Annotated in this window: 14 protein-coding genes and 1 riboswitch; of the genes, 7 read left to right on the forward strand and 7 right to left on the reverse strand. The window is 60.4% G+C overall.

Annotated elements, in window-relative coordinates; genetic code table 11:
* Positions 1-285: 285 nt before the first annotated feature.
* The 3 genes from J3U87_RS11380 to J3U87_RS11390 all read right to left on the reverse strand — a co-directional run bounded on the left by J3U87_RS11380 (position 286) and on the right by J3U87_RS11390 (position 5,700).
* A complete protein-coding gene (locus J3U87_RS11380) occupies positions 286-1,677 on the reverse strand; it encodes an L-serine ammonia-lyase (RefSeq protein ID WP_237383157.1) in 1,392 nt (463 codons plus the stop codon).
* A gap of 246 nt (positions 1,678-1,923) precedes the next feature.
* A complete protein-coding gene (gene metE / locus J3U87_RS11385) occupies positions 1,924-4,206 on the reverse strand; it encodes a 5-methyltetrahydropteroyltriglutamate--homocysteine S-methyltransferase (protein ID WP_237383158.1) in 2,283 nt (760 codons plus the stop codon).
* Positions 4,207-4,424: 218 nt separating this feature from the next.
* Positions 4,425-4,611, reverse strand: a riboswitch (cobalamin riboswitch).
* Positions 4,612-4,695: 84 nt separating this feature from the next.
* Positions 4,696-5,700: an isocitrate/isopropylmalate dehydrogenase family protein gene (locus J3U87_RS11390; RefSeq protein ID WP_237383159.1), complete on the reverse strand. Its 1,005-nt coding sequence runs from the start codon at positions 5,698-5,700 to the stop codon at positions 4,696-4,698.
* Between the two features lie 174 nt (positions 5,701-5,874).
* Here J3U87_RS11390 and J3U87_RS11395 point away from each other — a divergent pair, with 174 nt between their 5' ends.
* Entirely contained in the window at positions 5,875-7,011 is a 1,137-nt protein-coding gene (locus tag J3U87_RS11395; protein ID WP_237383160.1) for a vWA domain-containing protein, read from the forward strand.
* 303 nt (positions 7,012-7,314) lie between these two features.
* Complete coding sequence (locus J3U87_RS11400) at positions 7,315-9,627, forward strand: VIT domain-containing protein (RefSeq protein WP_237383161.1); 2,313 nt, start codon at positions 7,315-7,317, stop codon at positions 9,625-9,627.
* A gap of 159 nt (positions 9,628-9,786) precedes the next feature.
* On the opposite strand, the gene J3U87_RS11405 is transcribed toward J3U87_RS11400, so the two are convergent.
* The 4 genes from J3U87_RS11405 to J3U87_RS11420 form a co-directional block, all read right to left on the reverse strand.
* On the reverse strand, positions 9,787-10,044 hold the full coding sequence (locus J3U87_RS11405) for a hypothetical protein (protein WP_237383162.1): 258 nt from the start codon (positions 10,042-10,044) through the stop codon (positions 9,787-9,789).
* Complete coding sequence (locus J3U87_RS11410) at positions 10,041-10,307, reverse strand: hypothetical protein (RefSeq protein ID WP_237383163.1); 267 nt, start codon at positions 10,305-10,307, stop codon at positions 10,041-10,043. Before J3U87_RS11410 ends, J3U87_RS11405 begins: the two co-directional genes overlap by 4 nt.
* 33 nt (positions 10,308-10,340) lie before the next feature.
* Positions 10,341-10,862 carry a hypothetical protein gene (locus J3U87_RS11415; protein WP_237383164.1) on the reverse strand — a complete coding sequence of 174 codons (522 nt, stop codon included), beginning with the start codon at positions 10,860-10,862 and terminating at the stop codon, positions 10,341-10,343.
* 1,124 nt (positions 10,863-11,986) lie between these two features.
* The gene (locus tag J3U87_RS11420; RefSeq protein ID WP_237383165.1) at positions 11,987-16,015 is read right to left on the reverse strand and encodes a protein kinase domain-containing protein; all 4,029 of its coding nucleotides are present in this window, start codon (positions 16,013-16,015) and stop codon (positions 11,987-11,989) included.
* Between the two features lie 251 nt (positions 16,016-16,266).
* Here J3U87_RS11420 and J3U87_RS11425 point away from each other — a divergent pair, with 251 nt between their 5' ends.
* The 5 genes from J3U87_RS11425 to J3U87_RS11445 all read left to right on the forward strand — a co-directional run bounded on the left by J3U87_RS11425 (position 16,267) and on the right by J3U87_RS11445 (position 23,013).
* A complete protein-coding gene (locus J3U87_RS11425; protein ID WP_237383166.1) occupies positions 16,267-16,701 on the forward strand; it encodes a hypothetical protein in 435 nt (144 codons plus the stop codon).
* 276 nt (positions 16,702-16,977) lie between these two features.
* The gene (locus J3U87_RS11430) at positions 16,978-18,243 is read left to right on the forward strand and encodes an argininosuccinate synthase (protein WP_237383167.1); all 1,266 of its coding nucleotides are present in this window, start codon (positions 16,978-16,980) and stop codon (positions 18,241-18,243) included.
* Between the two features lie 130 nt (positions 18,244-18,373).
* The gene (gene argH / locus J3U87_RS11435) at positions 18,374-19,756 is read left to right on the forward strand and encodes an argininosuccinate lyase (protein WP_237383168.1); all 1,383 of its coding nucleotides are present in this window, start codon (positions 18,374-18,376) and stop codon (positions 19,754-19,756) included.
* A 158-nt stretch (positions 19,757-19,914) separates the two neighbouring features.
* Positions 19,915-20,262 (forward strand): PilZ domain-containing protein, encoded by a 348-nt coding sequence (locus tag J3U87_RS11440; RefSeq protein WP_237383169.1) that lies wholly within the window; start codon positions 19,915-19,917, stop codon positions 20,260-20,262.
* 102 nt (positions 20,263-20,364) lie between these two features.
* Positions 20,365-23,013 carry a response regulator gene (locus J3U87_RS11445; protein WP_237383170.1) on the forward strand — a complete coding sequence of 883 codons (2,649 nt, stop codon included), beginning with the start codon at positions 20,365-20,367 and terminating at the stop codon, positions 23,011-23,013.
* The last annotated feature ends 212 nt before the right edge of the window (positions 23,014-23,225 follow it).

Here is a 23,225-nt window from a genome sequence, read left to right on the forward strand (position 1 = left end):
CGACTGAGGATCTTTCGCGAAAGAATCGGCTTCGCTCTTAGGCTTCCTGAAAAACCGTAGGTTGGGTGACTTCGACAAGTCCATCGGGCCGATGGACCTACCTGGCACGACGACCCTCTGAGCATGCGACCACTGCGCGATTGGATCACTTCGAAAAGTGGGCCCAGCGGGCATACCGCCCGTGACCAACCTACCGCCATGACGTTTGCGGGAACTCCGTTGGAGAGGCGCTTCGGCGCCGACGAGGGACGCACCCCGGCCCGCGGCAAAGCCCCTCGAAGTCGATCACACCGGAAAATCCAGATCGGGCGTCAGGGTGCCGAACCCGGCTCGACTGGTTTCCTTGAAGTCGGGGTGCATGCGCTTGCCGTTCTCGTACATCTTCTCGATCACGAGATCCAAACTGATGCGGTGATCCTTGAGCGTGATCGCGTGCTGGGCGGCCGCGAGCGCTTTTTGGGCGAAAATGCCGTTGCGCTCGATGCAGGGGATCTGGACGTAGCCCTTCATCGGCGTGCATTCCAAACCCAAGGAATGCTCCATCGCCACCTCGGCGGCGTACTCCACCTCGCGCGACGTTCCGCTGAAGAGCTGGCACACCGCGCCGGCGGCCATCGAGCAAGCCGCCCCCACTTCGCCCTGACAGCCCACTTCGGAACCCGAGATCGAGGCGTTGGCCTGGATCAGGCCCCCGATCCCCGCCGCCGTGAACAGGGCCTCGACAATTTGGTCCTCGCTGAAATCGTCGAGAAACATGGCGGCATACATCACGCCCGGAACGACCCCGGCTCCGCCGTTGGTCGGCGCGGTCACGACCCGGCCCGAAGCCGCGTTCTCCTCCGAGACCGCATAGGCGAAGGCCGTCGCGTAACGGCAGATGTCGTTGCTGGCAAAAATGCCGCGGCGCTTGGGCTTCTTTGCCGCGTCAAAGAGCTGGGGCGCGCGCCGCTTGACCCGCAGGATCCCCGGCAACACGGGCTCCTTGGGTTCCAGCCCGCGCTCCACACATTCCTTCATCACGTGCCAGATGTTGCGCATCCGTTCGAAGGTTTCGTCGAGCGTGGTGCGGTCGATCGCCGCCGTGTTGCGCTTGACGATCTCCGAGAGGGGCACGCCTTCCTGATGGGCGAACTGCAGCCATTCGGAGGCCAGCTTGTAGGGAAAAGGTTCTTGGTGGGCTTCGTCGCCCTCTTCCTCGTCGGCTTCCTCGCGTACCATGCCGCCGCCGATCGAGTAGTAGTTGCGGGAAAAAAGCTCGCGGCCCTCGCCGTCGTAGATCGCGATGGTCAAACCGTTCTCGTGGCCCGGTAGGCGTTTGTAGGGTGACCAGATCAAATCCTTGGCAGAATCGAACGGTACCTCTTTGACACCCATGTCGAGTGTCTTGGTCTTGCGAACATGTTCCAGTGCGCCGTTGATCCGTTCCAGGTCGTCCGTTACCGGATCGTACCCCATCAAGCCGGCCACGATCGCGTTGTCCGTCAAGTGTCCCTTGCCCGTGCGAGCCAGACTCCAACACAAGGTCACGCGCACCCGTGCCAGATGGTGTAACTCCTCCCGGCGCGCCAGCAAGCGGCGGAACAGGTTGCCGATGAGAATGGGCCCGTGGGTGTGCGATGAGCTGGGACCGACGGACCGCTTGAACGTTTGGAATGCACTGATACTGGAAGCCAGCATGAAACCCCCCTGATGCGCATCACGCGCGATGATGACCCAAGCTTCGATGCCTTGGGCATTCCCCTGTTCGCGTTCCTTCCACGATCGCAAACACTCCCCAAAAGCATTGTAAGTGAAGTGGTCCCAGATTGTCAGTGAAGGCATGTCGCGAAGATGCGCAAAAAGGCTCGAGCGGGACGGGACCCGTTGGCGCGGCAAGCTTCCAACAGGTCCCGCCTCCCTGATTTCAAACGAGTTCCATCGGAATCAAGCGGGATCGGCGATCATTTCTTCCCTGAGCAGTGCGGTCGCTTCGACCATATTGCGCAGAGAGGCCACGGCCTCCGGCCAGCCTCGAGTCTTGAGCCCACAATCGGGATTGACCCAGAGCCGATCGGCGGGAATCACTTCCAGCGCTTTTTTGAGAAGCGCCACGATTTCGTCCACGGTCGGGATACGCGGACTGTGGATGTCGTAAACCCCGGGCCCCACGTCGTTGGGATAGGCGAATCGCCGAAAGGCCTCCAGCAATTCCATCTTGCTTCGGCTGGATTCGATACTGATCACATCCGCATCCAGCTTGGCGATCCATTCGACGATCTCGTTGAACTCGCTGTAACACATGTGGGTGTGGATCTGGGTGCTGTCCTCGACACCCGCGGAAGTCAACCGAAAGGCATCGACGGCCCAGGCCAGATAGGATTCCTGATCGCGGTGGCGCAAGGGCATGCCCTCGCGCAGAGCCGCTTCATCGATTTGGATGATTTTGATCCCGGCCTTCTCCAGGTCACAGACCTCGTCGCGGATCGCCAGGGCGAGTTGGCGACACACTTCGGACCGAGACAGGTCCTCGCGCACGAAGCTCCAACACAGCATCGTCACCGGCCCGGTCAGCATGGCCTTGACGGGTTTGTCGGTGCGCGACTGGGCATAGCTGATCCAGGGCACCGTCATCGCCTGGGGCCGGGCCACGTCTCCGAAAATCACCGGTGGTTTGACGCAACGACTGCCGTAACTCTGAACCCAGCCGTTCTGGGTGAAGCAGAACCCGTCCAGGCGTTCGCCGAAATACTCGACCATGTCGTTTCGTTCGGCCTCGCCGTGGACCAGTACATCGAGTCGCAGCGCTTCCTGGCGCGCGATCGTCTCGCCGATCTCCTCGCGGAGAAAGGCCTCGTAGGCCTCGTGATCCAACAAGCCCTTCTTCCATTTTTTGCGTTGGGCGCGGATGGACTTGGTTTGGGGAAAGGAACCGATGGTCGTCGTCGGCAAGGGCGGCAGCTTCAGCCAGGCCTGTTGGACGGGTTTCCGGAGCGCGTAGGTCTGCTTGCGGTGCAGCATGGTGTCGTCGATGGCGGCCGTGCGTTCCCGAACCGTCGCGCGACACACGAGCGGATCGCTGCGCAACGAAGCCAGGTCGGCACGGTTGGCCTTCAGCTCCTCCGACGCCTCGATATCCAGTCCGCTCCGTCCCAGTACGGCCACCTCGTGGCACTTCTGAACCGCGAACGACATGCCGGCCCGAAGCGTGGCGGGCAGGTCCGACTCGCTTCGGAGATCGACGGGCGCGTGCAACAGCGAGCAGCTCGAGGCCATCAACACCCGCGCGGGGCCGAGACGATCGCGAACCCGACGACCCAGGACCGCGGCCTCGGTCAAATCGGTTTTCCAGATGTTGCGACCATTCACCAGACCGAGCGACAGGCTCATGGACTCGGGCAAGCGCTCGAGCACCGGGTCGAGGTCTTCGCCGCCGCGAACCAGGTCGAGATGCAGGCCGCCAAAACAGGATTCGAGGGCCAGGTCCAGGTTTTCCGCGAGCGGCCCGAAATAGGTGGTCAGCAGCAACCGGCTACCGGAAACCGCACCGGCGAGACGGGCCCAGGCGGAAAGGGCCCGCGCCCGGGCTTCGGGAGATAGATCCGTGCAAAGCACCGGCTCGTCGATTTGAATCCAGTCACAGAGCGGATCCAGCTTGGCGATGACACGCGCGTACATCTCCAGCAGGGGGGCCATCCAAGCCCAGCGGGCACCTGGGCGATCTTGCTTGCCCAGGCACAGCAGCGTGAGTGGTCCCAACAGCACCGGCTTGGGTCGCAAACCGAGCGCAAGCACGGCTTTGGTGTCGTTGAGCAACCGCGAGGAGCCAAGCCGAACGGACGGCTCGCCCGCGAACTCGGGCACGATGTAGTGGTAATTGGTATCGAACCACTTGGTCATTTCCATGGCGGGAACATTTCGCTCGATATCGCCCCGCGCCATGTGAAAGTAGGTGGTGAGATCGATCTTCCCTTGCTCGCCATGAAATCGGTCGGGCACGAGCCCCAGCATGCACAGCGTGTCCAAGACGTGATCGTAAAGGGAGAAATCACCCGTGGTAATCCAGTTCAGGCCGGCTTCCGCCTGAATCAGCCAGTTGTTTTTTTTGATCGACCGAGCGAGTTCCAACAACGCGGTTTCGTCGCTCCTCCCTTTCCAGAAGTGCTCCAAGGCGCGCTTCAGTTCCCGGTTCCGGCCAATGCGGGGGAACCCTAAAATGTGTGTGTTCATGACCGTTACTCCTCAATATCGCGATGGGGAATCGGATCGGGGAGCAATGGCCGGTCGCGACCTGTGAACGCGCAAGTGATGCATCCAACCGTTTCTCGTGGATGTCGAGACAGACCAGACCGCATTCGAAACGCGTCCGAGCGGAAGCGCAGCGAAGTTGCACGATTGGGGTGTGGGAAACGGGGATGTCAATCGCGGTCCTGTCTTGATCGCGAGACAGCCCTGCTCTCGAGCAGGACGTCTTCTGGCTCCCGGCCCTGGTTCCTGGTTGCCTTCCCATTCCTCGCGGAACAGTGACTCCAGAGGGATGATCCGGATACAGCGGCGCGTCCGCGACGGGTTCTCACCGTCTTCCGTTTCCTGCTCTGACTACCGATGTTCTGAGCCAACAGTATAGGGCGCAACCGGGAGTGTCAACCCAAACCGGAAACGAAAAAGGGCTCTCGTTGGAGAGCCCAAATCGGCGTATTCGGTTTGATGTGATGGTGATCAGGACATGGCCGCAATCACCGCATCGCCGTATGCCCCGGTGGAGGATTTGCCGCCCAAATCGGCGGTGCAGGCATCTTTGTCGGCCAGGACCTTCATGATGGCGTCGTTGATACGCGCACCCACGTCGTTCTGCCCGATGTGCTCCAACATCAAGATCGCCGAGAAGAGCAACGCCGTGGGATTGGCTTTGCCCTGACCCGCGATATCGGGTGCCGAACCGTGTACGGCCTCGAACATCGCGTGTTCGCGACCGATGTTGGCGGAACCGGTCAAGCCCAAGCCACCGACCAGGCCCGAGGCCAGGTCGGAGAGGATGTCGCCGAACAGGTTGGTGGTCACCACCACGTCGAAACGCGAGGGATTCATGACCATCTGCATGGCCATGTTGTCGACGATCAGGTCCTCGTACTCGATGTCGGGATACTGCTGGGCGATCTCGTTTCCGACTTTGAGGAACAAACCGGTACTCAGCTTGAGGATGTTGGCCTTGTGGACCAGGGTCACCTTTTTGCGCTTGTGTTTCGTCGCGTAATCGAATGCCGCGCCGATGATGTTCTCACTCGCTTCCCGGGTAATCAGGGCGATGCTTTCAGCCCTGGTGTGATCTTCGTTGGCCCAACGCTCGATGCCGCTGTAGAGCCCCTGGGTGTTCTCGCGAAACAGCACCAGGTCGACATCCTTGAACGGTGTGTCGATACCGGGCAGACTGCGAGCCGGGCGAATGTTGCTGAACAGGTTGAATTCCTGTCGCAGTGAGACGTTGATGGAGCGAAAACCACTGCCGACCGGCGTGGTCAAAGGTCCCTTCAAGACGATCCGGTGCTCGCGTATCTTCGCCAAAGTCTCCTCCGGCAAAGGATTCCCCGAATTCTCGAATGCGGTCATCCCCGCTTCCGCCTTTACCCAGTCGACCTGGGCCCCCGCGGCGTCGAGAATTTTGAGGACTGCGGCCGTTATCTCGGGGCCGATGCCGTCCCCGGGGATCAATACAACTTGATTCATTTCGTACCTCCGAAACTTCTATTTTACCCCAAACAGCCGGATAGCTGAACGTCGCAAGTCCTGAACGACGAGGGGCCTCACGGGAATCTCAAAAAAAAATTTCGAAGCCGAACGAAACCCTCCCGGGATCGAGGCATCTAAGGCCGCACAACCCGACCCCCAAGGAGATGCGCCATGAGAATCACTCCCGCCATGAAGACCCTGTCCCTCTCGATCCTGATGTGGGGCGCCGCCGCCCTCGCCACGAGCCCCAAGGTAGCCCATACGGAAAACGCTCCCAACGCGGCCCACATCCAAATCGCCCTGTTGCTGGACACCAGCGGCAGCATGAACGGGCTGATCGACCAGGCCCGATCCCACCTGTGGAAAATCGTCAACACCATGGCCCGCGCCAAACGTCACGGCCAGGCCCCCTATCTCGAAGTCGCGCTGTTCGAATACGGCAACAGCGGGCTGTCCGCCAACGACGGCTACATCAGGCGGATTCAACCGCTGACCGTCGATCTGGACGCGATCTCCGAATCGCTCTTCGCCCTGAGCACCAACGGGGGTGACGAGTACTGCGGCCAGGTGATCCAGCAGGCCCTGCAACTGAAATGGTCCCCGCGTACGGATATCTACAAAGCGATCTTCATCGCCGGCAACGAGCCGTTCAACCAGGGCAGCGTCGATTTCCGCCAAGTGTGTAAGTCGTCCATTTCCAAAAGCATCGTGGTCAACACCATCTTCTGTGGCAACGAGGGCGAAGGCATTCAGACCTTCTGGAAAGAGGGGGCCGACCTTGCCGACGGCAGTTACACCACGATCAACCAGAATCAGCGCGTGGCCCAGATCAGTGCACCCCAAGACAAGAAAATCCTCGAGTTGGGACGCAAATTGAACGAGACCTACGTGGCCTACGGCCGTACGGGGGCCGCGGCCCGCACTCGTCAGAAGCGCGAGGACAGCAACGCGGCCAGGATTTCGGAAGAGGTCGCGGTCGAGCGCACCGTGACCAAGGCGTCCGCGGTTTACAAGCCCAGCAAGTGGGACCTCGTGGATGCCGATTCCGCCGGCGAGGTGAGCGCCGCCGAACTGGATGCCGAAGAATTGCCGGAACCCATGCGCGACATGTCGGCCGACGAGCGCAAGACCTACTTGAAGGACAAGGCCGAGGAGCGCAAGAAACTCCAGGCCCAAATCAACGAGCTGCAGCAGGAACGCGGGGAATACCTGCAGAAACAGCGGAAGAGCCAGACCAACACGCTCGATGCGGCGATGCTCGAAGCCATCCGCACACAAATGCAACGCAAAGGTTTTCGGTTCCAATAACCCCGAACAGGCACCAGGGTCGCAGGATTCTCATTCCTCCTCCACCACTCCGCGAGGATGCCGCGCGGGTTGCCCACTCCCGACCCGCGCGGCTTTTTTTCCGCGACTCGCCTGATGCCCAATCGCCATCTCACCCACCCAGTTGCGTTAGGATGATCGCGCCATCTCCCTCATCGACCCACGCCGAACGCGGCTTACCTCCACCCAATGCGGACCTGCCCTCGAATGAAGGCGGCTCCTGCCGAGCCGACCCTTTTCCTCACCACCCGAACCCGGTCACCACACCGCGCTTAGGAGTTCCCCATGTTTTCAAAAGATCGCATCTCTCTCGAGGGCCGACGCCCGCCGATTTCCCAAAATGCGTTTCGGGGCTGGACCTCGCTCGCCGTGCTGATCATGGCCGCACTGCTGCTCGCCGGCACGCCTTCGTTCGCCCAAACCATCCTACCCATCGACGGGGAACGCGACGACATGCGGATCTGGCCGCCCCAACCTCCTCCCAAGCGACGGCTCCCGCAACCGCTGATCATCCGCAAGCTGGACATTTCGGTCGCGCTCGACAAAGGCATCGCCACCACCAGCGTCGATGAAGTGCTCTACAACCCCGGCGACACCTGGAAAGAAGGCACCTTCCTGTTTCCCTTGCCCAAAGGTGCGCAGGTCACCTCGTTCTCCATGTACATCAACGGCCGCGAAACACCGGCCGAGCTGCTGGATGCCAAGAAGGCAGCCAAGATCTACACCGATATCGTGCGCTCCATGAAGGACCCGGCCCTGTTGGAATATCTTGGACAAGGGCTGCTGAAGGCGCGCATCTTCCCGATCGAGGCGCGTTCGGAGAAACGCATCAAGCTTACCTGGCGCCAGCCCTTGATTCCGGAGGGCAGCTTTCTGACCTATCGGTATCCCCTCCCCCGTGTGGACGGCACCACCGCCTTGGCCCAAAACGTCGAGCAATTCCAGTTCAATGCGGAAATGCGCACCCGACAGCCGCTGAAAACCGTGTACTCCCCCAGCCACGACATGGAGGTCACACGCCTGGACGCCCACGCAGCCCGCTTGAGCTTTTCGGCTCGCAACTACCGGCCCCGGCATGATCTGCAACTGTTCCTCTCGACCAGTGCCAAACCGGTGGGCCTCGATTTGATGACCCACGTGGATGCCGGCGGGCGTTTCTTCATGATGAGCGTCAGCCCCGGGCATGCCAAAGAAGTCGCCAGGCTGGCCGCCAAGGATTTGGTGCTGGTGGTCGATACCTCCGGCAGCATGGCCGGTGACAAATTGGCCCAGACCAAGCGGGCACTTGGTTTCTGCCTCGACAACTTGGGATCGGAGGACCGATTCGCCATCATCCGCTTTTCCACCGAAGCGGAAGCCTTCGCGGAAACCTGGCAGGCAGCCGATCGGGCGAACCTGAGTCGGGCCCGGGCTTTCGTCGACGGATTTCAGGCGATGGGCGGCACCAACGTGGAAGACGCACTGCGCCTGGCGATGGATCTCGAGGAAACACCGGGACGCCCCGCGATCGTCATGTTCCTTTCCGATGGGAAACCGACGATCGGCGAACGGGACGAGCAGGCGCTCTTGACCAAAATCGGCATCGACCGCACCAAAACCCGGCGCGTCTTCCCCTTGGGGATCGGCACCACGGTGAACACCCACCTGCTCGATCGCATCGCGGAAAAAACACGTGGCTGGAGTGCCTACGTCCTGCCCGACGAGGACCTGGAACTCAAGATCTCCAGCCTCTATCGCAAGATCCAATATCCGGTCTTCAGCGATCTGGCGCTCTCCATTTCGGGAGTCAAGACCACGGGGCTCCATCCCAAACCGCTGCCGGACCTTTTCAACGACGGCACCTTGTTGGTGTTCGGTCGCTACGAGGGTTCGGGCTCCGCGACGGTACGCCTGAAGGGCACGCTTCAAGGCAAACCCCACCAGATCCAACTTCGCACGGACTTTCCGGATGGCGGCGCGGACAACGACTTCCTGCCTCAGCTCTGGGCACAGCGACGGGTCGGCTACCTGCTGACACAAATCCGCCTGCACGGGGAAAGTGGCGAACTGAAAGAAGAGATCGTTCGTCTGGCCAAAAAATACGGGCTGGTCACGCCCTATACCAGTCACCTGATTCTCGAGGACACGGATGGCCGTACCCGCACCGCGGGCCGATCTCGCAACGGCAACTTCGAAGCCGCGCCCCAATCCGGAGAGGCTCGTTCGGCCTGGCGTCGTCAAGATGGTGCCGGCGGCGTGGCGGCGAGCAAGGCCCTGCGCGACATGTCCTCGGCGGATTCCCTGGTGGCCCAGGAAACGACGGAATATTTCGCATTGGGCCCCACCGAGGAAGAGGTGGACCGACTGGCTTCACCCAAGCCCAAACGAAAAATCGCCCACAAGCGCTTCGTCGCCGGTCGGAACTTCACGCTGAGCGGTGACACCTGGACGGATGCCGAATGGCGTGACGAGCACGATGACCGAGTGACCGAGATCCGCTTCGGAGAAGCCGAGTATTTCGCACTGCTCGAGCGGGCCCCGGAACTGGCCGAAATCTTCGCCCTGGGGCCGCGCATCCGCTTCATGCACCAGGGCCGGGCCTACCGAATCGTCGATTGAGAGGTCCCAGGAATGAGTCATGGAGCCAGGTCGATCCACCGGCCTGGCTCCCTTTCCGAAGCGATCCCCGCGAGAAGTTCCCGCAAGCTTTGAAGGCCGGGGTTGCAGTCTAACTTCGGCAAAGGATATCCGCCCGAGGCTCCGGGCGGACCATACGCATCAACCCCCGGCGTCGAGGTTGATGCGGGTCGCCAAGCGGATGTTCAAATTGTTCTGGTTGCTGTTGTTGTTGGTGAACAACAGTTTCCAGCCGGTTTTTTTGAGGGAGACCGCGTTGAAGGTGACCTCGAGATCCACCGTCGTCACCATCTTGCTGTCGATATGGTTGGCATCGAATGCGTTCTTGACGTCCATGATGGTCTTGGCGAAAAGCTGGCCCACCTCGCCTCCGGTCGTCGTCGCGACTTGGTCCGTCATGCGCCGTCCTCCTCCTCTTTTACCCGAACATCGGTTTGAATGGTCCCGGAAATGGTCAAATCCAAGGTGCCCGTCGGCTTGATGAACAGGTGATGGCCCTCGCCGTACTCGGCCTTGAGCCCAAGCTGGAACGCGACGTTCCCGGTGAGAAAGCACTTGGCCTGGGCCTCGTCGACGGTTCCCGTATCGCGACTGACACGGCTGAAGGTTTTTTGCAGGGCGGTGATCACCTGATCCAAGGTGGGCGGTGTCGTATTTTCCATGTTGCCTCTATCGCGTGGCGTGTTGTGGGTCGATCAGGAGTTTTCCGGGAGCTTGGGTGCCGGCGTCTCAGGCGTCGGCGTCTTCAGGAAATCGATGGCGCTCGACAATTGGGTGGGATCGGCCAGGTCGATCGACCAGTTGGCCGCAAAATCCTTGAGCGTCACCTCCGTCTCGTTGGAAAGCGCGTAGGCTGCACGGGCCTGCATGACGCTCTCGGAAGTGTTTTGAGACATGAACCCAAAGGAGCCGGATGCTTGAAAAGCGCCGACCCCGAGGCTCACTCCCAAGGAACCCTCGCGCCTGGTCACCGAACCCACGCGCAAGGTGATGCCCACCTCGATCTGGGCCCCCAGCTTCATGACCGGCGCCAACTCCAGGTGTTTGGCGAGAATCGCCGATCGATCGGTGCCCTGAGGCACCTTCGCCAGCAGCGCCATCGTGTTCTCGAGCCATTGGGCCCAAATCGCACGGTACTCGGCCTCGGCCTGAACGACCGCATTGGCCGGCGCGGTGAACAAAGTTGTGAAGACACCCTCGACGTCTGGTCCGGACATGTGTCACCTCTCGACATTCAATTGTGGCTTTTCGCCTAAGATACCACTGTTCCATTCCTCTCCACACCCATTAATTCCCAACGCGCCATCTTTTCGAAACCCACAAAGAACCCAACTTCCGCGGAGCTTCAAAAAAATCACGATACGAGCACAGCCCGTTTTTCTCCGGGATCACGGGTCGCACATCGAAAGGATGGGTCGACTCGATTCGGGTCGGCGATTCGTTACCCTAAGATCGGCTGCTCGTCGGAGCCATCGGGCACGAGGTTCCCGCAAGCCCCCAAGATTCGTAAAGCCTGTAGGTTGAGCAGCTTGCTCAACCAGCCGAAGCCCCTCCGACGCGATGTACCGATACGATCGAGAGGGCTTCTATCTCGGCTTTGACCTGCTCGGGAGAACGAATCGCTCCGCTCTTTCGCTCATTACCTGGCCGAAGCCCCTCCGACGCGATGTACCGATACGATCGAGAGGTTTTCTATCTCGGCTTTGACCTGCTCGGGAGAACGGATCGCTCCGCTCTTTGGCTCAATACCTGACCGAAGCGGACGTCACTTCGATTGGTGGAACAAGCTGTTCCACCTACAGGCCTTGCCGTCCTCTCGAAAGACGGGAACTCCCGGATCACGCTCTACGATGTGTCGATGCGATTCGGGTCGGCGATTCGTTACCCTAAGGTCGGCTGCTCGTCGGAGTCATCGGGCACGAGGTTCCCGCAAGTCCCCAAGCTTCGTAAAGCCTGTAGGTTGAGCAGCTTGCTCAACCAGCCGAAGCCCCTCCGACGCGAGGTACCAATACGATCGAGAGGGCTTCTATCTCGGCTTTGACCTGCTCGGGAGAACGAATCGCTCCGCTCTTTCGCTCAATACCTGACCGAAGCCCCTCCGACGCGAGGTACCAACCCGATCGAGAGGTTTTCTATCTCGGCTTTGACCTGCTCGGGAGAACGGATCGCTCCGCTCTTTGGCTCAATACCTGACCGAAGCGGACGTCGCTTCGATTGGTGGAACAAGCTGTTCCACCTACAGGCCTTGCCGCCCTCTCGAAAGACGGGAACTCCCGGATCACGCTCTACGATAGGTCGACCCGATTCGGGCCCGGCCGACGAACGATCTTCGAGAAGGGCTTCAGCGCTCGCGGCGAATGTCCAGGTTCAGGACCCATCCGTCCGCGTGTTTCAGTTGCAGGCCCTTTTGACTGGGCGGCAATCGATCCAGCGAAACCTGTCCGATCAACTCGCGACCGCGCCCCTCTTTGTCGTAGACGTTGAAGGTAAGGGCCTCACCCGGTTTCGCGATGAAGTTGCAGGTGAAATCCCACTTCGGATTGCGGTTGTTGTTGATCGCCGGAGTGGTGAATTTCTGGTCGCGACCGACCGTCAATTCCACAAAACCCTCGGGATCCTTGTTCAATCCGCTCTTCTCGCGCGGCAGGTTCGTCGCCGACCGAATGACGATGGTCACGCCGCCGCTGTAATTGCGCTCCAATTCCCTGTACCGATTGGTCAATTCCGAAATGCGGCTCTTGGCGTAGTTGAGTTGGTATGTGTCCTTGGTCAGGCGCTCGATGATTTGGCGGTAGGTGATCCCGCTGTTGCTGCGCGCCTCCCTTTCCCAACCCAGAAGCGTGTCAAAGGCCTTCGATTCCCGCTCGTAGCGCGTCTTGGCGTCGGACAGCCATTTGTAATTGCGGTCCTTTCGAAAATCGGGATACTCGCCCATGATCCGATCGATCGCGGGAATGACTTTGTCGTAGCTGAGGCTGGATCGCTTGATGCCTGCGACCCGGCCGTCGAAGGCATTGACTCGCTTCTGCAATTCCTTCTGCAGATTGCGGTAACTGCGCCAATTGAGCACCTTTAAAATGTCTTCGTAGATGTCGAGGCCGGCGCGGGCGTTGTCCTTCTTGGACTCATCGAGCATTCTGTCCATTTCGCGCCGGTATTGGACCAACGCCTGGCGGGCGACTTCATTGGAGGAATCCAGTTTGCGCAGCCGTTGCGCCACCAGGGTCGCCTGACCCAATTTGCCTTTCTCGATCGAATCCTGAATGCTCTGTTCCAAACCGCGAATCCGATCCTGGTTCAAGGTTCGGCTCAGCTCGTTGCGCCGCTCGGCGAGTGCCTCGTCATCGGGACGAATGGTCACCAACACGTCCAGATAGCGCAACATCTGCGACTTCTGGTCTTTCTCCTCGGCCTCCCTGAGGCGCGCCGCGTATTCGGCGACCACCACGTCCCAGCGCTCCTGCACGGATCGCGAATTGGGAACCACTTCGCGCATGTCGCCGGTAATCTCCATCGCCCGTTCCCAGTTCTTGGCGGCAATGGCGCGATCCAGCTTGATCAGCCCCGGAGCCAGCAGATCCTTTTCGACCCATTCCTGGATGCGACCCTCGATGTCCGGATCCTGAAAACCGGGAATCATGACTTTCAAATCGTCGTAGCGTTCCTTGGCCTCGGGAACCTTGCCAGCATCCAACAAAGCCAAGACCTTGCTCGACTCGGTCTGGTTGAGCAGATCGTAGACGGCCTTGATCTGAGGATCGTTGGGGGGTGCGATGTCCTCCGCCTTTTTGAGGAGGGCCATGGCGTTGTCGCCCATGTTGCCGGTGAGCACCCCCTCTTCGATGTAGGCCGTGGCGCGCTGGAGGTATTTTTTGAGCTGATCGTCACGCGCACTGATATCGGCTTCGATGCCCTGTAGTCGCTGCGGTGTGTCCTTGTAGTCGGGGAACTCGGTGGCGGCAGCCTGCCAAGCGGCCAATGCCGCTTCCCAATTCCCGTCGCGCTGGAGGCCGTCGGCTTTGGTGTAGGCCGCCTCGGCCGCTTTGCGATGCGCCGAAGCATTGTTCATGACGATGCCGCCCACAACCAGGACCACGAGAAAGACGGCAGCCACGGCCGCCAGCAGCTTGACGGGCAGCGGTTTTTTGACTTTGGGCGCCGGGGCCGGCGCGGGCTCCGCAGGCGGCTCCTCGACGGGTGCTTCGGCATCGGGCGAGCCCAACAGATCATCGAAACTGGAGGCCGCCGGCCGGGCGAAATCTCCCTGGCTGCCGGAATCCTGGGCCTGGGCCGCACCAGGTACGGGCAGAGAGGTCGGCAGCTCCGGAACATCGTCTTCCAGCGAGGGAATTTCCAGATCGTCGTCCTCGTCCTCCAAGGCCGCGGCGGGCGATGGGCTGAAGGCGGCCGGCTCCTCGAAGGCATCGTCGTCGATGTCGCCGATCGCATCGTCCAGCGAATCGTCCAACGAGTCGCCCAAATCATCGGCATTGATATCGTCCAACCCGTCGAGGCTGTCGGCGGGACTCGGCTCACTGGGGGGCGGTGCGGGTTTGGGCGGAGGCGGAACCGCAGCCACCATGTCGTCTTCGTCGTAACCGAGGTAATTGGGCTCTTCCTCCGCAGGCGTGGGCGGCAGCGGCGAGGGCGCGGAAACGAGGTTCGTTTCGTAGTCTTCATCGTCATAACCCAGATAGTTGTCCGCTGGGGGATCCGGCGCCGGTTCGGGCGCGGGTGCTTGCGCCACCGGTTCGGGTGCGGGTGCTTGCGCCACCGGTTCGGATTCGGGCACGGCGCGTTCCACGGGAGCCGTGGGTTCCTCGACGGCAGGTGCGTGCGCCGGCTCGTCTTCGCGCGGGAAACGCTCGTCGAAACGGGTCGGTCCCCCGGTATCGCGCAAACGGGCTTCGAGCTGCTGATCCAGGGCCTGATCGAAGAGGTCGTCATCGTCGGCATCGAAAATCGCCTCGCCAGGCTTGAGGACCTGTTCCTCGTCGACGGGGGCGGCCACCGGACCCAGGTTGGCGCGCAGTTGTTCCAATCGGCTCTGGGCCAGACCCTGCAGGGTGTCGAGCTGATCGCCATCGGTGCCGGCATCGGCCGGCTCGGTCAGCAACAATTTGGTGTAACAGTGGTCGGCCAGGCCGGCGTTGTCGGTTCGCTCGGCGCACAGCCCCAACAGCGCCGCATCGGTCGGCTCGCTCATGGGCGGCAGCTCGGCGGCCAACCAAAGAAAGATGTTGCCCTGCATCTCGTGGGCCTTTTCTTCCCGCGGGTTCACGCTGAGGATCTTGTTCAGCGTTCGCAACGCCTCTTCCGGTTGGCGTGCACTCAATTGACGTTGAGCGGTATTCAGCAGCTCGCGCATCAGCACCGCATGTCGCTGACGCCAAATGGTCTGGTACACCTCGTAGGTATTTTCCTGGAAACCGGCCATGCGGAAGGCGGAATCCACCACTTGCAGGGCGCCGTCGAAATCGCCCTCTTCCATTTGGGTCAACGCCTGGTCGAGCACGCTCTCGATGCGCTCGGCATCCTTGTCCGACAATTTGCGCAAGGGGCCGCCGGCCTCTTTCATCATGGCCAGGCCTTCGCCCATCGGCAGCAACGAAATCAAGCCGCGCTGCACTTCCGAAAGGGTGGTGAAACGATCCTCGGCGCGCTTGGCGAGCATGCGGCTCATGACACGCACCAATCCCTCGCTCAGCTTGTTGTTGAAGGCGCGAGGATCGGCCGGCGGGGAATTGAGGTGGCCCTGACGAATCTGATCGAGCGTGCCCTTGAAGGGCAACGCCCCCGTGACCGCCTGAAAGAAAATCAGGCCGAGCTGGTAGATACTGGTCCCGGGTCGAAGCACCCTGCCGCCGATTTGTTCCGGCGCCAGATAGGTCGGTGACTCCAATGCGGACAGGCCCAGCTCCTGACTGACGCATTGATCGAAATCGTAAAGTCCGTAATTTTTGAGGACCACTTCGCCATTGGACCGCAGCAGGATGTCGCGCGGATGCAGTTGGGCGTGAATCAGGCCCTGGGTCTCGAGGGCCACCAACGCCTTGGAGATTTGGAGCACGAGGCGAATGGCGTACTCTTCCTCGACCATGCCCTGATGGGCCAGAAACCGACCGAGATCCACCTTGGGCCCGTGATCGGACACGATGCCGACGAGTTGGCCCAACCGGCGTGGCCCCTGCAATTTCAACAGTGTCGGATGATTGACCTGGGCATTTTCGAGTGGCGCACATTTTTCGCGCCAAATGGCTTCCAACTGCTCGACACCGCCGGCCGGCGTGGGATAGAGCCGCGCGCTGATATGATTTCCGGTAAGCTCGTCCAGGAGCCGAGCCTCGGTCATGAGATGGGAGTGGGCCAAGATGGTCTCTACCCTAAAGCCGTTGCCGATTTTAACCTGGAGACCGGTTATGAGAGCATCTAAGATAGAGTCCAGATCTTGAGTGTGCTGCATGCCGACTTAAACCACCCTTCAACAGGTAACTGACTATGATCTCGGGATATCAACGCCTTCTGGTTCTAGCTATATTAGCATTCTTTCCGATTTCCTCAACCAGCCAGGATTCAAATAGTAAGGAGTTCGAGGCAGGTAATCGAACTCCGAGAGTTTCAATGCTGCTCGCTCCCGACGACAGCGAAGAACTTTTTTACCAGATCATGCGCTATTGGAGCCGACACGGAGACCCGAATTCCTTTCCGACCTTGATCACGCCCCAGCCAGGACCCATCCGCATGCGCTCCGGTTTGCGCCTGTTGGCCTCCGAATTTCCGCCGAATTGGAGCCTCCCGGACATCCTGGTGATTTCCACTTTGGGCGATTGGGCGCTGGACCTGAAAGTCGAGGCCCTGATCCGCCGCTGCTTGGCCCGCAATCGTGCGGTCCTCGTCGTCGGCGAGCGTTTTCCCGAGGATTTTCAGAACATGTCGTTGGAACCGGGCCATCGCCTGGCGCTGGTCGATCCGGGCGAGCTTTTTTCGGAGCTGAAAAAGGCCGATGCGGCGTGGCGTAGCGAGACCGCCGGAGGGGACGCGAAGTCCGGCGAATGATCGAACGCGGGCACGGGTCGGTCATCCCGGCTCGACCCGAGCCAAAAAGGTAGGGGTCGCTCCCGATCAACGGCAGATGCCCCGGGCCGAAGTCACCCTCCATCCCCGCGGGGAACACATCCGGCCGAACAGGGCAGGATCCGCTTCAGATTTGCCGCACGTGGACGTCTTTTTGCGCTAATCTGGAGCCGCTCCTACTCCCCAACACCAGGCGAAACGCGGGCGCGCCACTTCCGACGCGCGGCCTTCGCCCCGTTCACCCGGAGGTGATCTGACATGACGGAAAAAATCGAAAAAGTGGTCTTGGCATATTCGGGCGGCCTCGATACCTCGGTCATCATTCCCTGGCTCCGTGAGCGCTACGGCTGCCGCGTGATCGCCTATACCGCCGACGTGGGTCAAAACCCCAAAGAGTTCGAGGGTTTGGAAGAAAAGGCGCTGAAATCGGGTGCCGAAAAATTGATCATCGATGATTTGCGCGCGGAACTCTGCACGGACTACCTGTTTCCGATGATCCAGGCCGGTGCCGTCTACGAGGGCAAATACCTGCTGGGTACCAGCATCGCCCGTCCGCTGATCGCCAAGAAAATGATGGAAGCCGTCGCACGCGAGGGCGCCGACGCGGTGTCTCACGGCTGTACGGGCAAGGGCAACGATCAGGTTCGCTTCGAGCTGACCTTCAAGGCCTTCAACCCGAAGGTGCGCGTGTTGGCCCCGTGGCGCGAGTGGAACCTTCGCAGCCGCGAAGACTGCATCGCCTATGCGGAAGAACGCGGCATCGAATTGGACGTGAAGGAAAAAGGCATCTACAGCCACGACGAAAACATTTGGCACCTGAGCAGCGAGGGCGGCGAGCTGGAAGATCCCTGGACCAATGCACCGCGCGGCGTTTTCGGCCGGATCCTGCCTCCCTGGGAAGCGCCGGATGAGGGCGCGGAGATTCGCATCGGCTTCAAGAAAGGGGTGCCGGTCTCGATCGACGACGAGCCGATGGACCCGGTGGCGCTGCTGACGCACCTCAATGAATTGGGCCGCACCCACGGTATCGGCCAGGTGGACATCGTCGAGAATCGCCTGGTCGGCATGAAATCACGCGGCGTGTACGAGACGCCCGGAGGGACCATTCTCTATCGCGCCCACCGCGAGGTGGAAAGCATGGTGCTCGATGCCGAAACCATGCACTTCAAGGACTCCCTGGCGCCCAAATACGCCGAACTGATCTACAACGGCCGCTATTTCGTGCCGCTGCGCGAGGCGCTGGACGCCTTCGTGCGCAAGACCCAGGAGAACGTCACCGGCGAGACGCGGCTGCGACTGTACAAGGGCAACGTGGTGGTGCTGGGGCGCCGTTCGCCCTACTCCCTGTACCGCGAGGATTTCGCGACCTTCGGTGCGGACGATGTCTACGATCAGAGCGACGCCCAGGGCTTCATCAATCTGTTCGGGTTGGATATCAAGGTGCGCTCCCTGATGGAAACGGAGGGCTCGGAGCGCCTGGAAGGCTATCGTGCCCCGGATTATTCTCAATTCAAACGCGATTAGGCCACCCCGGGGAGAGGCGCGGTCCGCAGCCGCACGGAACGTGTTAGCATGAGCGCTGCCGATTCCGCGCCCTCGTCCCCGGCACCGGTTCCGGCGGGGCGCATCCCAGCAAAACAGGTGAGGCCATCGCATGACCAAGCTTTACAAAGGAAGAATCCCGCAAGACCCCAATCCGTTGATGGACGAGATCAACCGTTCGCTGCCCTTCGACATCCGCCTGCTGCCCTTCGATGTGGCCACCAACCTGGCCTGGACCGCCGAGCTGCACCGCCTGGGCGTGTTCAGCGACGATGAACTCGAAGCCGTCCACCGCGCCTTGGGCGAGGTCGCGGACATGGCCGAATCCGGTGCTTTCGCGACGCTTCCCGCGGACGAAGACGTGCACACCCTGGTGGAACGCCTGGTCACGGAACGCCTGGGCGAGACCGGCGCCAAGATCCACACGGGCCGCAGCCGCAACGATCAGGTCGTGTGCGACTTGCGCCTGTATTGTGTGGATCGCCTCGACACCCTCGCCGGTGAAGCGCTCGACCTGATCGACACCCTTGCCGATCGCGCGGCGGAACACGCCGAAACCCTGCTGGCGGGCACCACCCACCTGCAGCCGGCGCTTCCGGTCACGCTCGGTCATTTTCTGCTCTCCTTGGCGGCGGCCACGGAACGCGATGTGGCGCGCGTCGTCAACGCTCGGGATTTGACCAACCGCTGCCCTCTGGGCGCCGGAGCCATGGCCGGATCGGGGTTCCCGGTGGATCGCGAACGCCTGGCTCGCGATTTGGGCTTCGACGGCGTGTTGCCCAACAGCATCGACGCCGTCAGCGATCGCGATTTCTGCGTCGAGATCGCTTCGACCTGTTCCCTCGTCGCCGTTCATCTTTCGCGATACGCGGAACAGATGATTTTTTGGGCCAACCCGGCATTCGGATACGTGCGTTTTTCGGACCAGTGGTCGACCGGCTCCTCGATGATGCCGCAAAAGCGCAATCCGGATGCGATGGAGTTGATTCGCGGCAAGGCGGCCCGGGTCCAAGGCTCGGTCACCACCCTGCTGACGATGCTCAAGGGGGTGCCGCTCAGCTACGCCAAGGACCTACAGGAGGACAAGGAAGCGCTGTTCGACGCACTGGACACCACCCTCCTGATGGTGCGCGTCTTCAAGGAAGCCATCGCCAGTGCCACCTTTTTCCCGGAACGGCTGGCGACACTCCTGACCAGCGACATGCTGGCCACCGACCTCGCCGACGCCCTGGCCCGCCAAGGCATGCCCTTTCGCCAGGCCCACGAACGGGTGGCCGGCTGGGTTTCGCAACTGGAAGCGGAAGGCCGCGGCATCGCGGATGCCGATACAGCCGAACTGAGCCGGGTCTTTCCCGAGTTCGGCAACCAGCCGCCTCGCCTCGATTTCGCGGCCTCGGTCGCGGCGAGATCGGTCCAGGGTGGCACCGCGCCCTCCTCGGTCCGTGCACAAATCACGTATTTCAAGCAGCTCGTGAAAGATCGACGGGCGGAGTAGCCGCGACACGCGATGATGTTCACCCATTCCGAATCGTGTGGGCCTCGTGGAATCTCCCCGCGGGGCGCTGCCCGTCAACCGCGAAGACCCGTTAACGCGCTCATCTAAATGTGGTTGTAGTCCGATATAGGTGGCAAACCGACAGCTTGGAGTTCCCCATGAACGATACAGAGGAGAACCGTCGGAATTTCGAACGGTTCCATTCGGAAATGAGCATCTGCTGGATTCGACCCGCCGGTGGAGACGGAGACTTCCTGCTCGCGGAAATCACGAATATCAGCGCCGGTGGCATGCTGTTCCAGTTGGACTACCCCATGGAGTCCGGCCAAGACCTGGAAGTTCGTTTCGAATTGCCCCAAAACGACGAATTGGTCGAAGCACGCGCCGTGGTTCGCCATTGCAAGAAGGAAGAAAACGAAGTCTACTATTTGGGAGTTCAATTCACGGACGTCAAAAATTACACGATTCCCGTTCTGATGGCCTATCTGGAGGCGCTCTACAAGTAGCCTCGCTCCCCATCACGCCATTGGCATGATTCCCCACCAACCCCGCGTGTTCCAGATTCAGGTGGACGGCACCAACTCAAAAGGGTAGACGACCGAACCCAAATGTTAAAAGACTCACTCAAAACAAAACTCTTGGATCTGTACGCCCAGGGTGACCACAAGAAGATCGGAGAGCTCATCAAAACCTCACTGGGCCAGCTTCGCGAGAAGACCCTGTCCAGTTTGGAGTCCCTTCTGCCGGAAATCGACGGCAAGTTTCGCCTCAAGCTGCTCGAGATCCTGATGACCGACGGCGAATCGGATTTGATTCCGCTGTTCATCGAGGCGATTCGCGCCGAAAAGAACATGCTCTACGCCAAGTCGCAAATCCTGCTCTTTCGCGAATTTCAACACCAGGAAGCCCTACCCGCGCTGCTCAGCCTGGAAAACGAAATCGACGTGGATCTCAAATCGACCTTTCAGCGAACGCTGGGTCGCTTGCTGTCGCGCTTCAGCGAACAGTTCTACATGAGTGAGTTTCGCTCGGGCTACGGTAATCCACGCCGCGTCAAGTTCGCGGCGGACATGATGCTGCGCTCGCCCCATCCGGACTATATCCCGTTCCTCAACGAGCAGATCCTGCTCAACGATCCGGGATTTCGCGGCGAGGGCTTGCGCGCGCTTCGCGAGTTGGGCGACAGCAGTTCCATTCAGCCCATGTTCTCCCTGCTCTCGAAAATGCGTTCCCAACGGGACAAGGGCGTGATGTTGGGCGGTCTCGTCAAAGGCGAGTACAAGGGCGGCATGCGCATGTTCGAAGCGCTGGTCAAGCACGCGGGCGTCTCTTGGTCCAAGGAACAGGAAACCCAGTTCCTGGAAAACCTGGAGCGCGGTGAAGTCAGCGATCTCCTGGAGCAGGTGCTGGACGGCTATCACCTGTTCGAGGACGTGCGCCGAAAAATCCGTCCCTATCTTCGCGACATCCTTCTGGATCGCGATCCGGGAGCCTTCGAGGAAGCACGCACCAAACAAGCGCTGGACACCTATCTTGGCGCGCTCAGGGCCCTGATGCACGACAACGTCTCGAGTATGGGCTCCATCTCGCAACGCGAAGAAGACGACTTGTTCATTCGCCGCATCGAGCAGTATCTGCCGCTCGGAGATCCGGATCGCGACGCCCTACTGATTTCGGGCCTGTCGGGATTCCACAGCGACGAATCCATGAATCTCCTGGTGGAATACGTCAACACCTGCGAGGAACCGGAGCTGCTGAGCCTGTCCATGGACGCGCTGGCCCATTTTCCGGCGACCGAAATCCCGAAAGGGGTCGAGAAGTATTGCGATCAGGAGAACGACGCCATTCTGCGTCGCAAGGCGATGAACCTGTTGGGTCAATGGGGTTTGGGCGAAAACCTCATCGCCAAGTCCATCAGCAGTTCCAGTATCGCCGTGCGGGTCGATGCGATCCAAACCGCGGCCCGGTTCAAACTGAAGAATTGTTACAGCGACATCAAAAAGCTGCTCAAACCCAACTTGCCGGACAGCGTGCTTCACGCGGCATTGGAAGCGCTACGGATGTTCGACAGCGATCAAACGGGTCGCGCGGTCAGACCGTTCATCAATCCACCTCATGCCCAGAAGATTCGCTTGGCGGCCCTGGAAACGGCCTACAAGGCCGGTGGCGCCGAGGGCATCGATGCGGTGCTGAAGCTGTTCCAACAGGACAACGGCAACAAACTCGCCGACTTGGTGGACCCGCTGATGATGCTGATCCTCGCCGGCAACATCACCGAGAACCAGGACATTTACCTCAAATACAAGGACTTGTTCCTGGCCCTCTTCGAGCGGGAAACCAACCCGGCCACACGCGGACGCATTCTGCAGATGTTCGAGAACATGGAGATCCTGGAGGAGTACCACATCCGTACGCTGATCTCCGGGCTGCAAAAGCTCATGGCCACCTTCAAGGGCCAGTCCGAATCGGAAGAAGAGTACCGGTTGCGCAAACTGGCCGAGCGCCTGGAAAACGTCACCAAGGACCGGAACGTGCGCACGCAGCGGGATCAACTTCTACAGACCCTGCTCGACAACGTGCAGAAACAGCAGGGATTCCCCAAGGTTCAGGCCCTCCGAAAACTGGGGCAGAACTACCGATCCGATCTGGTGATCGGCAACCCGGTCGGCCTGCAGCGGTTGATTCAAGTGGTCAGCGACTGCCTCGACGAAGGTGAACAAACCGAGATCCGACTGCAGGCCATCGGCGTGGCCGGCAAGATTCGCCACCCGCGATTGCACCAGCAACTACAAAAGCTGAGCGCCACCATGACCGGCTCGGCATTGAACGCGGTTCGCAATGCGCTGAACAACCCGGTGGACCCCGTTTTCATCAAACCGATTCACTCGATTTTTGTCATGGACGATTCGCGCTACATCACCAAACAGCTTTCCAAGGTGCTGGCCGCCGACGGTTTCAAGGTCGATTTCGAGAACGATACGGCAGCCGGTTTGGAACGGCTCGGCGACGGTGCGTTCGACCTATTGGTCCTGGATTACATTATGCCGGACATGGACGGCATCGCCTTCCTGGAGGAGGCACGCAGGCGCGAAGTGGCGCCGGAACGCACGCTGATCATCACATCCACGCGCAATCAGGACGAGTTGCGGCTGTTCGTGCAGGTAGGTATCGACGGCCTGATTCTCAAACCCTTCCGAATGGAAGACTTTCTCCAGAGAATCAAGGATTTGAGTTCGCCCTCGCTCAAAAGCGTCTAAGTAACCGAACGCCGGGAGGCGAACCCGATCCAGTGGAACCATTCGAGGACCACGGTTTCTGGACGGACACGAGATCGTGTACCGCCGCTCACCCCGCCCCCCTGCACGAAACACAGATGAGCGACAACATTTCTCTCACGTTCTATACGATAAACTAGGGCCAGACACAAAGCACAAAGTTCCAAGCACTTATAGTAACACTCACACGCTAA

The sequence above is a fragment of the Sulfidibacter corallicola genome, assembly GCF_017498545.1.
Lineage (GTDB): Bacteria > Acidobacteriota > Holophagae > Acanthopleuribacterales > Acanthopleuribacteraceae > Sulfidibacter > Sulfidibacter corallicola.